Here is a 12,295-nt window from a genome sequence, read left to right as displayed (position 1 = left end):
GTATGTGTATAGGAAAAAACTAGCGGGGAGTGTAGAATTACATCATATATTGTAAGCGCTTGCTTTAATTGCTGAGAGAGGGTACGATGCATTGAATGAATTAACTCAACCCCGTAATTCTATTATTCCAATACCAAAGGAGATGCCTTATGAATCAAAAACAACTACCTAAGCCTCACCAGCCGCTCGTAACCCACATCTTCACTGCTGACCCGTCCGCCCATGTCTACGAGGGCAAAATCTACATCTATCCTTCCCATGACCTCGATCATGATGAGCCGAGCAACGATAACGGCGACCAGTATAAAATGGAAGACTACCATGTTCTCTCAATGGACAACTTCGATTCCCCGGTGGTCGATCACGGTGAAGCACTGCATCTGAGAGATATTCCATGGGCCTCCAAGCAGCTCTGGGCACCGGACGCCGCTTACAAGAACAATACCTATTACCTGTTCTTCCCGGCACGGGACCATGACGGCATCTTCCGTCTGGGTGTGGCAACATCAGAGTCTCCGGCAGGCCCGTTCACGCCGCAGCCGAATTATATGGAAGGCAGCTTCAGTATCGATCCGGCCGTATTGGTGGATGACGACAATCAGTCATACATCTATTTCGGCGGACTCTGGGGTGGCCAGCTGGAGAAGTGGCAGACTGGCAGCTTCGTGCCAGATGCAGAAGGACCGGCTCATGACCAGCCGGCGCTTGGACCGCAAGTTGCCGTGCTTAGCGACGACATGCTGTCCTTCCAGGGCAAGCCTGCTGAGATATCAATTGTCGATGAAGACGGGAATCCGATTCTGGCGGGGGATGAGGACCGGAGATATTTTGAAGGACCGTGGATGCATAAATATAACGGATATTACTACCTGTCCTACTCTACAGGCACCACACATAAGCTCGTATATGCGATCGGCAAGAATCCGATGGGACCATTCACGTTCAAGGGCGAGATTCTATCTCCGGTTATCGGCTGGACAACACACCACTCCATTGTGCAAGTTGAAGACAAGTGGTATTTGTTCTATCACGACAGCTCCCTGTCGGAAGGCGTCAACCACAAGCGGTGCGTTAAATATTCCGAGCTGAAATACAACGAAGACGGAACGATTCAGAAGATCAATCCTTATCCGGACGGTGAGTAAGCTGGCCGGTTAGCGGAAACAGATACAATTACAAGATAAGGCATAACATGAGGCAGCTCCTGACGGAGCTGCTTTTTTGATAGGAGGATCAATTGTGTCACTCAAACGTAATTCTTAACTCCTGATCATGTTTAGGCTGCTTAAACTCGTTACATTAAATTTTAACCCAGGTTTGTAATCTACTATCTTTTTGCACTTTATAAACAAACCGACCTTATTCCGATTTAATTAGAATGTAAGGTCGGTTTGTTTGTTTTAATGAAGGGACATTACTAACTGTCAATAATGCTCTTGATATTTTTAATTGTTGCAAAGTGCATGGCTTCATGGTAAATCAGAAAACTCAGTAATTGTTCTACATTTGTAAAAGTAAGTCCTGTAGAAGACTTGTAATGGGGATTGATTTCTTCTTTCAATTTGCCTAAAAGGATCGTTTCAACCCTTTCAATTTGTTCAGTTAACAAGTCGATTAGCTGTGCCATCGTTGGAGGCTCTATATTCCAGTCAGACGGTTTAGTTCCTGGATCAAACAACTTGCTAAAATGAGCAGGATATTTGGTTTCTTCCCCAGAAAGTTGGAACGCGAACTTCTCATGTATTACATACATGTGGCCTAGATTCCATTTTATATTGTTTTTCAAACCAGTTGGAATGATTTCCGAGGCAGAGTCAACTATATCCCTCACATAATCAACTGCCTGACGGCGAACAAATCCCAATTGATCAGCGACAAAATTGCTCATGATATTGACCTCCTATTAAAACAATTTTGTGTCAGTTAGCAGAGTTGCTTTTGGAAACATGAGTTGAGACCCGTTGTGACAGATTTGCCAACGTACGTTCAAAAAAGGATTCATCATTAAGAGCTCTACTCAGAATTAATCCCCCTTGAATACTGGAAATGGTTTCCTCTGAAATTTGGTCAGCAGTCTCTTTAGAGATACCTGTTTGAACTAGTGCCGCGCTGAAGGCTTCAATCCATCTTATAAAATATTGCCGAATTACAGCAGCGAATCGATCTCTTGTTTCGTCCAAAGCGAATGCACCAATAAGGCATATACGCTGACCGGATTGAAAATAAGTATCGACCTCTTGCCACATATGATCAATGGCTGCCCGGGGTTCATTCTTTTCGAGCGGTTCAAAAATGTTCTTGATAAACCATTGATCAATATGGGCAAGAATTTCAGCAGCCATCTCATCTTTTCCACCCGGAAAGAAATAATACAAGCTTCCTTTAGATAGACGCGTACGGGCTGTAATTTTACTCAAAGATGCACCCTCATAACCTAATTCACGAAATACCTCAGCAACGAGAGGGATGACATCCGCTTTTTCAAAAACAGTACGAGTCATAGGTTTAACTCACTTAGGCTTGGGTGATCAGCGGGGCGCGTGCCGAGAGGCCAATGAAATTTACGTTCCTCTTCCTTAATCGGCATGTCATTAATCGAAGCAAATCTGCGCTGCATCAAGCCGTCCTCAGCAAATTCCCAATTCTCGTTTCCATACGATCTGAACCAATTGCCACTATCATCACGCCATTCATATGCAAATCTAACGGCAATACGGTTATCCGTAAATGACCAAAGTTCCTTGATCAGGCGGTATTCCAGTTCTTTGGCCCATTTCCGAGTTAGTAAAGATACAATATCTTGGCGGCCTGTTATAAATTCGCTCCGATTTCTCCAATAACAATCCTCAGTATACACAAGTGAGACGCGCTGAGGATCTCGGCTATTCCAGCTGTCTTCAGCCATACGCGTTTTTTGGATTGCTGTCTCAAGAGTGAATGGGGGAGTTAAATTATTCATTAGATTTCCTCGCTTTCTAAACTGTTTGTACCAGTATAAACCGATCGGTTTATAAGTGCAAGTTTACATCCGAAATTCAATACAAATTTCGAATCGGTTCAGATTCATAATGTACCAAGTAGCCGTCAATCTTATGCGTAGTGGCTCTTTTGGTGTATTACCAATGATCACGAGAGTGTTCATTCTTCATATGCATATCCTATGAAAATTTTGAACAAGCAGGACGTTCTCCTCTATAGGAGGCGTTCTGCTTGTTCTTTCATTTTGTTCTTTTAACTAAATGATCAGTCGAATTAAATTTAATCTTGCAAAAATTCGATCAATGCTGCATTAAATTGTTCAGAATGGGTCGCATTGAAACCGTGTGGTCCACCTTCAACAACGACCAGACGGCTACCAGGGATGGATTCATGAGTACGTTGTCCGCTCACCTCCAAAGGCACGATGGCATCGGAATCACCATGGATAACCAGTGTAGGAATGTTGAACTTCTCCAGATCCTGACGGAAATCCGTAAGGGCAAAGGCAGCAATACAATCCAGTGTGCCTTTAGGTGAAGCCAGAGCTGCAATATCACGGTTATAAATACGGAATGGTTCGCTCACAAGATCTGTGCGGTCTCCAGCAGCGAAAAAGTTGCTTGTAAAACCATCCAGGAATGCTAGCCGATCCGCTTTTACCCCGTTTTGGAACTCTGCAATCGTTGCATCATCCAATCCGCCTTGAGGATTGTCTTCGGTTATATAGAGATAGGGAGGAACCGCTCCCGCAAATACGGCTTTAGAAACGCGTTCTGTGCCGTAGGTTCCCACATAACGTGCAACTTCGCCGCCACCCATGGAGAATCCGACTAATGTGGCATCACGCAGATCAAGGTGAAGTATCAATTTATGCAAATCCGAAGCAAATGAATCATAGTCATAACCATCCCAAGGTTGAGAAGACTGACCGAATCCACGACGGTCATATGTGATAACACGGTAGCCTGCTTCAATTAGGGCAGGAACTTGCTTCTCCCAGGATCGCCCACTCAAAGGCCAGCCATGAATCAGAATAATTGGTTTTCCCGCACCATGATCTTCATAATAGAGTTCAATTGCTTGTTCATTCTCAGCGCCTACATTCACTTTTGCCATGGAAAATACCTCCATTAGTTGTTATATTTTTGTTTATACACAAGCTATTTGGATCAGACATACGAAAGGGGACTTGTTCATGAATCGCCTCACTCTCTATACCGTTTGTTTTATTATAAACCGATCGGTTTATAATTGCAAGTTCATATCTTAGTGTGGGTACTCAGTTGAGTTACCACGATAATTGAGAATCTGAGATGTTAACGCTTCAATTTATTGAATCCATTATTTAATATAGGAGTGTATTTTATCGATATTCAATTACGTTTAACTGTCAAAGAGAATATTGAACAACGAATTGAAGAGCAAAAAAAAGAGGCTGATCAAATGGACAAGTGGTTGATGACTTATTTCAACATATCCAATAGCCTTACTTACAGATCATCTGCTTTTAAAATCTGTACAATTAGAGGGAACAGCAACAAGTTCGAAATCTCGAGTTTCAGTTTGTAACTCGAGATTTCGAACTTGTTTTTTTGGTGTTCATCTTGAATGAAGGAAATCAAGTCCGTGCATAACGTAAGGAATAGCCGTTTTTATATATTCTTCTGGTGGCACAGTGTTATTGTGTTGCCAATCAACTGAAGCCCCGAAAATTCCCCAGCTTAACATGACTGCTGCAACTCTCAGTGATTCATCGCTGTCTGTGGAATGTTGTTTTAATAACATTTGGTAAAATAAAAGCTCTAGTTCTTTTTGTATTATGACTTCAATTGTTGTCTTAAAAGTCTCGAAGCCGCTTCGACACTGTTTTGATAAATCCACTTGAAAATTTGTGATGGACAGGAAAACATTTATGATCGTTGTTTGATTTAACTCTCTATACTCAACGATTTCATTATACACAGTGGTCATGAATCCCTCTTTTATTACTTTTTCCAATAAATCATATTTATCAATGAAGTGATAATAGAAGGTGGCACGATTTACTGTTGCTTCTTCCGTAATATCCTGGATGGTGATATCCTTAAATTCTTTGTTCTTTAAAACGTGAATAAATCCATCCATGATTAATCTACGTGTTCGAATAATACGTGGATCTATTTTTGTTTCAGCCATAAGAAATCTCCTTTTCTTTTTACTATTTTCTATACATATTCGCTTATTTGTCGGATATCCGACATCGGTTTAAAACTGTTGGTTGAACAATATTTGAATAATAATATAATTCAATTATACAACATGTGTTGTAAAAACAATAGGTGATAAAAAAGCGAGGTGTTTACAGCTAAATATAAGTGACTTGGAATTTAACAAGTTAACTCGCAAATAGATGGAAGCTTGAGATATTAAAAATTATTATTTTGGAGGTTATCCTTATGACAAGTGTATTATTCATCAAAGCTAACAACAGACCCGCAGAACAAGCTGTGAGCGTTCAAATGTACGATACTTTTCTGAAAACATACAAGGAGCGCAATCCGCAGGACACCATCATAGAACTCGACCTTTACAGTGCGGAGCTGCCGTATTACGGCAATGAGACCATCTCGGGACTTTATAAGAATGCTCAGGGATTGGAAGCCACTGCCGAAGAACGGCTGGCTGCGGAAATCGCGAACCGTTACTTGGACGAATTCCTGTCCGTGGACAAAGTCGTTTTTGCATTCCCTTTATGGAACTTAACAGTTCCGGCCCCTCTCATCACTTATCTTTCATATTTGTTGCAAGCAGGGAAAACGTTCAGATACACGGCAGAAGGGCAACCCGAAGGGCTGATTGGGGACAAAAAATTTGCTCTTCTCAATGCGCGCGGCAGTGACTTCTCATCGGAAGAAGTGGCCCCGTTGGACATGGGTTTAAACTACGTCAAGAATATAATCGGATTATTGTTTGGTATTAAAAATCCAGAGAGCGTCGTTATTGAAGGACATGCTAAATATCGGGACCAAGCTGCGGAGATTATCGAATCCGGATTGAAAAAAACGGCTGAACTGGCGGCAAGATTCTAAAAAAGCAAGCACACGAAAGGGGCGGAACGAATTAAAAGTTAGAGATTTGGGCAGACATCGGCTGCCCCTTTTGTTATATCGGTAAACGCTATTTAACTCAATCTGCTAGCATAAAGGGGCTTAACGATATGAAAAACGCAATTTTCCAAGGCACAATAGAACATTCGGGATTTGTAGTACCCAATATTGAAGTAGCAGTTGAATTCTTCACTAACATTTTGGGTTTTGAAGTCTTGTTCCGGCCAAAAGGAATGCAATTTGAAGACGATAGTTTAAAGAGGTGCTTCGGGGTTCACGAGAATTCCGTTGTAGAAGGGGCAGCATTTTTACAATACGGGGGTAGAAAGATTGAATTGGTTCAATGGTCGACGCCAGATCAACAGAATGTTCACCTAAAACCCAGTGATATCGGTGTAGCTCATCTAGCTATTACAGTTACCAATTTAGAAGAGGCTTTGAAGTATTTTGCAGAACAGTCTGATGTTAAAGTTAGAGAGCTGAGCCCTCTTGGATTTTTCTATATAACAACTTCATGGGGGATGGAGATTCAAATAATGAAACAGATGCCAGGCACAGGAAGTATTCTTGAACACTCTTAACTATAAGTTCCACTAAACCGGAAGAAGCAGTACTTTCGCTGGCGTCTCAAGAGGTACGTGTGTCGGTGCTTCGTCTTTCAGCAACGGGTCATGGCGGTGGTGAACACAATTTTATTAAGAAGCTAAATCACATCGCACGTGATAAAGGTGTTTCAGCGTATATAGGCGACGGGACTAACCGTTGGGCGTCTGGGAGCAAGAGTTGTTTGTGATCATGCTGGAGCTCTTCAAGCGCATCGACAATTTGGTTCAGCGGAATATATGCCATGACAATCACTTCCTAGCATTAGTTCTCATCAAAGAATACAAGTAAGAAATGTTCCTAACTAACAAAGACGCTGAACTCGCCGAAAAATTAGAGGAGTGATTTATTTGACACGCCAAACGGGCAAAAGCGGAGAAATCGGTCACACAGGATTTACGGATGCCAATGTACCTGACCAGTCGGGCAAATGCTTCATCGTCACCGGGGCCAATACTGGAATTGGCTTCGAAGTATCGCAAGTACTGGCAGCGCGAGGTGCACGGGTGCTGCTGGCCTGCCGCAACGAAACGAAGGCGAAAGAAGCCATGGATCGGATTCGGATGAAGACCCCCGGAGCTGACCTAGCTTTCCTGCCGCTCGACCTGGCGGACCTGGAGAGTGTGCGGAGTGCAGCCGAATTGGCTTCCAAGGAGCCGCGCGTCGATGTATTGATCAACAATGCCGGCGTACAGGGTTCGAAGCTGAGGCATACAGTGCAAGGCTTCGAGCTGACGTTCGGTGTCAATCACCTCGGTTGCTTCGCGCTCACCACACTGTTGCTGCCCAAGCTCATGGAAACGCCTGGGTCGCGCATCGTCGTCACAAGTAGCGGTCAACACAAAGACGCGAAAATCGAATGGGACGATCTTAATGCAGAAAAGAGCTACAAATGGCTCCCACGCTATGGCGCCAGTAAGCTCGCGAATATGCTCTTCGTCTTCGAGTTGGACCGGCGGCTGCGGGCTGCGGGATCACCAGTAACAGTCGTGGCCTGTCACCCGGGCCTTGTGGGAACGGACCTTGGACGCGATAACATGGCTGGCAAAGTAATGATGCCGTTGATCGGCCTATTCTTTGCCAAACCTGCCATGGGTGCCTGGGGCGCGTTGCACGCAGCCTCAGGGAAGATAAAGCCAGGCGGCTATTACGGGCCGTCAGGATTAGGCGAGTTGCGGGGACCTTCCCGTGAATGCTCCTGCTCCGAGCAGGCGCGAGATCCGAAGCTTGCCAAGCGACTGTGGGATATATCCGTCGACATGACAGGGATCGATCCCGGCTTGCCTCCTGTAAACTGAAAGTGCACTTTTGTTTATAACAAGAAAAAGTTCTCCTATGGCGTCATCCGCGGGACGAACCGATTCCTGGTACCGGCGTTGGAATTGAGGGAGCTTTCGATCGAACGGATGAGAATTGTCATGGAGCAGGTGGTGCGTCATACCTCCTCACTGGGACTTGGCACCTGCTGGCCGGGAGGCACATTTAACTCTTCGGCAAAATGATGGGGGCTCGAGAGAAGGAATAACATTCGCGCAATCGGCTATCCGAAGGACGGTCTGGTGTCGTGGGACAAGAACACGCTCCCATTGAAGTCGCTATTTTAGCGGCTTTTTTTATTTTACCGATTACCGTATTGGACAAGAATCTGTTCCAATTGATGATTAGATATATATCTAATCTACATATTACGGATTAGATTAGAGTAGCCTCCCCCTTTTTAAAGCTAAACGATATCATTTGCTAGCTGGAAGTGTACAGTATGAAGAAAATAAAAATAGAAGAAGGAATTTACCTCGAAATGATTTACTTTGGCGAAGTCTGCGCGACCTCCAGTCATTGCTGATTGATATCCAAAAGTTCCAATACTGTGATTGGATCAATTTTGTTAGCTATGGCAATTGTATGGGTACGTTTTTGGATCACTGAGGCTCATATCTCATCCTAGAATGCTTGTTGCATGGCGGACGTTAGATATAAAGCAAAGAAATTGAGGTTCCTAGGTATACCCTAGACCTTTTTTTGAAAAATTTGTCTCTCGGAAGACATTAAATGCCTAAACATAAGTCCCAGCTTTAAGAGCAGCAGATGATCGGTATTCTTTAAATCCAGATTCAGCAGCCCCGAAATTTTCTCCAGTCTGTACAGTACGGTGTTGCGATGGATATATAACTCACGTGCAGTTTCATTCACTTGACCGTTGTTGGCGAAATAGGCTTCAAGTGTGTGCATCATCTCGCTGGTGTATTCCTCTTCTTTGTCCAGTAGAGGACGGAATAAATAAGAGCAATACCTGATCATGACCTCCTGTGGAATATGTTTGAAGAGATAAATAAATTCCAGGTCAGCAAACATGACAATCGGTTCACTTAAACCAAGCTCCGTACTGATTCTCTCAGCATCCCCGCACTCCCGGAAGCCATCGATGAACTCCTCCATTCCCGTTCTTACTTTACTGATAAAACATGTCCTTGTTCCGTGGTCCCATGAATGCATCAAATCCGCATATAAACGTACCGAATCCTCATACTTCCTTCGATCCTTGGCCTCTTCTTCTAGAAGGGGGAAGAGTGAATATATGCGATTCATCACATAAAAATGATGGGATTCCAAGGAGGACGTTTTGGGATGATCCTGAAGCCTATTATGAATCTCCCTCAGTTTGCGCCTCTGACTTTCATGGTCCCATGCATCCGCTCTTGAGGAAGATACCATGCATACGTAGGGCGTGCTCCAAAATGCGCTTCCCAATGCTTCGGCAAATTCGAGCACCGTTTTCAGAGAGGCGTTCCCCTTTAAGTAACGTTCCATGGCCGTGCCAAGACGACTGCCTGCCGCAGTAGCCTCCTGATTCTGGATGACCTCCAGATGATAGGAAAGAATCACGGCAGCTTGGTGAAAAATGCCCTCCATTTCATGTGCTTCCAGCAGATTTTCAGTTTGTATCAGCAAGTAACCGTATGACTTTCCGTTTTTCAGTAGGGGTACCCGATACAGCAGGTTGCTCGCCGACTTATAAAACCGATTGTCCTGATTCCAAGGCCAATCGCTTAACAACTCCATATCGGAACAGCGGGTCATATTATACAAGGTCTGTCCTTCAGAGGTAACGATGGCTAAAGGAACCCCTAAAATGCTTGTGATACTTTGAAAATAATTGGTGTACTCATCCGCCTGCATCGCAAAATCAACCAGCTTCTTCTGCGTTTCAAGCAATTCATTCAGCCGGCGGGTATCACGTTGAAACTCGGATTGGTAGAGAGCGGTGATCTGCTCGGAGAAGGTGAATTGGAAAGGCAGCTCAATTAGGGGCAAGCCCAGCCGATCAGCTTCAAGCAGGGCTATCTCTGGTATTTCCGCCCAGTATCGACCAAGCTTGATGCCAAGTCCGGAGGCCCCACGTTCATTCAGCTTTTGCAGCAAATTAACAAACTCCTCGGGTGAATCCCTAATCGCATACGCTGTAGTCAACAAGAGTTCCCCTTCCTTCATCCAGTTGATCACATCCGGTGCATCCATCAAATTGATGGAGCTAATCGTTCGAGAAATTCCTTTTTTACCGGCTGCCAACTTGCCTTCCGATAACGGGTACACCGCCAACGCATCTTCTATCGTTAATTGCATGTCAATCCATCCTCCTAAACGATACATATCTGAATCAGGTACCGGACATCACGTGACTTTTTAAGCAATTATATAGGGGCTTGTCGAATTTTCGCAATCCCTTTTGTTATATATATGTGATATAAGTTAACCCAAAACATCAATTGTTCTGTTTTTGAACCAACGTAAAGCGTATACCGTTAGATAAAAAACCAAAATTGTGTCAGGATTATTTACACGTATATTTTTTGGCTATATGATAGGACACAACTTCAAAGAGAAGAGGGGATTCAGATGCAGCTCACCCAAAATCAACAGGCAGCGGCCCAAAAGGACAGTCTTTCCATGCTTGTAATCGATGATGTCGGCAAAATCTACCCCAATGGCACTGTAGCTGTGCAGCATGCGAATCTGCATGTGGGGGAAGGAGAATTTCTATGTTTTGTCGGTCCTTCCGGTTGCGGGAAATCTACCATTTTCAATATGATTGCCGGTTTGACGGAACCGACCTCCGGTCATCTGACCGTGCTGGGTACTTCTCCAAAGGAAGCACGTAAACAGAATGAAATTGCCTTTGTATTTCAGGAGCATACCCTGCTCCCGTGGGCCAAGCTGATTGATAATGTCACCATGCCTCTTACTTTGCGTGGCGTATCCAAAAAGGAGCGAATTACCGAAGGGGAGCGTGTTCTAGAGCTGGTAGGCCTGAAGGATTATATGAAGGTGCTGCCCCGCGAGTTGTCAGGCGGAATGAAGATGAGAGTATCTATTGCACGAGCGTTGATATCTCGTCCCAAGTTGCTGTTAATGGACGAACCGTTTGGCGCCCTTGATGAAATTACCCGGCAGACGCTGCAGAATGAACTGCTAAATATTTGGGAACAGGATAAGAAGATGTCGGTTCTGTTCATTACGCATAACGTGTTCGAAAGTGTGTTTCTATCAACAAAAGTCGTGGTGATGACGCCTCGTCCCGGTAAAATTTCGGATTTCATTGATATTCCGTTTGCCTATCCGAGGGATGATGAATTCCGGACGCAACCTGAATTCGGTGAATATGTACGCAGCGTGTCCAATGTACTGAATCATTGATAGCCAGAAATGAGAGGAGAGGGAAGCAACATGGAAGAGATGGTAGCTAATCCAGCCGTTGAAACGACACCAGGTATCCGAGCTTCTGGGAAGGAGAATGCCCGCAGCCATCATCCGGCAGAAGAGAGCCCATTCATTGGACTGCTGAAAAAAATTCTGCCGCCAATCGTCGTGTTTGTCCTGTTTATCGGTGGATGGGAATTAATCGTGCGGATACTCGGAATGCCCCCATATATCTTGCCCAAGCCATCCGATATTGCCGCAGCCGCTGCTGAGAACAGCGCGAATCTGATTACGTCGGTAAGCACAACCATTGTGGAGGCGTTGATTGGTTTTACGATCAGTGTAGTGCTCGGTATTTCATTGGCCATACTACTGGCTCTGTCCAAAACAGTGGAAAAAAGCGTATATCCCTACGCTATTATCCTACAGACTATTCCGGTCGTTGCGGTAGCGCCAATCATAGTGATCTGGTTCGGAGCGGGAATAAATGCCATTGTGATCATTTCATTCTTAATCAGCTTTTTCCCGATTTTATCGAATACGCTGATCGGATTGAATTCAACGGATCAGAACATGAAAAATTTATTCTATTTGTATAATGCAAGCAAGCTGCAAACCATTTGGAGGCTGAGATTTCCGGCGGCACTTCCGTACATTATGGCAGGACTGAAAATTTCATGCTCCAGTTCGGTTGTCGGAGCGATCGTGGGTGAATACATTGCAGGCATTGGTGGCGGACAAGGCGGACTCGGTTACGGGATTACCGTTGCGGCAACCCGCCTGCAAACGCCTTATCTGTTCGCCTGCGGTTTAGCGGCATCCGCCCTAGGCATCGCATTTTTCCTGATCATCAACATGGTGTCGAACAAACTTTTGAAGTCCTGGCATGAATCAGCAATGAAATGATACCAGAACCGGGGGAGAAGATCCAA

The 12,295-nt window shown here is 44.5% G+C and carries 12 protein-coding genes; 6 read left to right on the top strand and 6 right to left on the bottom strand.

The genetic code is table 11. The annotated features are described in order from the left end of the window. Nucleotides 1-149: 149 nt before the first annotated feature. Nucleotides 150-1,145, top strand: coding sequence for a glycoside hydrolase family 43 protein (locus ACX9NY_RS07380; protein ID WP_472477872.1), 996 nt, complete (start codon nt 150-152; stop codon nt 1,143-1,145). A gap of 272 nt (nt 1,146-1,417) precedes the next feature. Here ACX9NY_RS07380 and ACX9NY_RS07375 read toward each other — a convergent pair whose 3' ends face one another. The 5 genes from ACX9NY_RS07375 to ACX9NY_RS07355 form a co-directional block, all read right to left on the bottom strand. After that, a complete protein-coding gene (locus ACX9NY_RS07375) occupies nt 1,418-1,888 on the bottom strand; it encodes a DinB family protein (RefSeq protein ID WP_342570062.1) in 471 nt (156 codons plus the stop codon). Nucleotides 1,889-1,919: 31 nt separating this feature from the next. Then, nucleotides 1,920-2,501 carry a TetR/AcrR family transcriptional regulator gene (locus tag ACX9NY_RS07370; RefSeq protein WP_472477869.1) on the bottom strand — a complete coding sequence of 194 codons (582 nt, stop codon included), beginning with the start codon at nt 2,499-2,501 and terminating at the stop codon, nt 1,920-1,922. Further along, nucleotides 2,498-2,959: a nuclear transport factor 2 family protein gene (locus ACX9NY_RS07365; RefSeq protein WP_339255511.1), complete on the bottom strand. Its 462-nt coding sequence runs from the start codon at nt 2,957-2,959 to the stop codon at nt 2,498-2,500. Before ACX9NY_RS07365 ends, ACX9NY_RS07370 begins: the two co-directional genes overlap by 4 nt. Nucleotides 2,960-3,258: 299 nt before the next feature. Further along, the gene (locus tag ACX9NY_RS07360) at nt 3,259-4,095 is read right to left on the bottom strand and encodes an alpha/beta fold hydrolase (RefSeq protein WP_472477867.1); all 837 of its coding nucleotides are present in this window, start codon (nt 4,093-4,095) and stop codon (nt 3,259-3,261) included. 483 nt (nt 4,096-4,578) lie between these two features. Next, nucleotides 4,579-5,154 carry a TetR/AcrR family transcriptional regulator gene (locus tag ACX9NY_RS07355; protein WP_472477865.1) on the bottom strand — a complete coding sequence of 192 codons (576 nt, stop codon included), beginning with the start codon at nt 5,152-5,154 and terminating at the stop codon, nt 4,579-4,581. A 260-nt stretch (nt 5,155-5,414) separates the two neighbouring features. Between ACX9NY_RS07355 and ACX9NY_RS07350 the strand changes: the two genes are divergently transcribed. From ACX9NY_RS07350 to ACX9NY_RS07340, 3 genes are all read left to right on the top strand, one after another. Then, entirely contained in the window at nt 5,415-6,047 is a 633-nt protein-coding gene (locus tag ACX9NY_RS07350) for an FMN-dependent NADH-azoreductase (RefSeq protein ID WP_339233964.1), read from the top strand. A gap of 128 nt (nt 6,048-6,175) precedes the next feature. Then, on the top strand, nt 6,176-6,646 hold the full coding sequence (locus tag ACX9NY_RS07345; RefSeq protein ID WP_339255517.1) for a VOC family protein: 471 nt from the start codon (nt 6,176-6,178) through the stop codon (nt 6,644-6,646). 372 nt (nt 6,647-7,018) lie between these two features. Next, nucleotides 7,019-7,966: an oxidoreductase gene (locus ACX9NY_RS07340; RefSeq protein ID WP_339255519.1), complete on the top strand. Its 948-nt coding sequence runs from the start codon at nt 7,019-7,021 to the stop codon at nt 7,964-7,966. A gap of 709 nt (nt 7,967-8,675) precedes the next feature. On the opposite strand, the gene ACX9NY_RS07335 is transcribed toward ACX9NY_RS07340, so the two are convergent. After that, nucleotides 8,676-10,289 (bottom strand): PucR family transcriptional regulator, encoded by a 1,614-nt coding sequence (locus ACX9NY_RS07335; RefSeq protein WP_472477862.1) that lies wholly within the window; start codon nt 10,287-10,289, stop codon nt 8,676-8,678. A gap of 273 nt (nt 10,290-10,562) precedes the next feature. Here ACX9NY_RS07335 and ACX9NY_RS07330 point away from each other — a divergent pair, with 273 nt between their 5' ends. After that, nucleotides 10,563-11,360 (top strand): ABC transporter ATP-binding protein, encoded by a 798-nt coding sequence (locus ACX9NY_RS07330; protein ID WP_342570068.1) that lies wholly within the window; start codon nt 10,563-10,565, stop codon nt 11,358-11,360. A 30-nt stretch (nt 11,361-11,390) separates the two neighbouring features. Further along, nucleotides 11,391-12,269, top strand: coding sequence for an ABC transporter permease (locus ACX9NY_RS07325; protein ID WP_472477860.1), 879 nt, complete (start codon nt 11,391-11,393; stop codon nt 12,267-12,269). Nucleotides 12,270-12,295: the final 26 nt, after the last annotated feature.

This window comes from Paenibacillus sp. CB74 (genome assembly GCF_055687625.1).
Note: the sequence above shows the minus strand (reverse complement) of the source record. Positions and strands in the feature narration are given on the sequence as shown.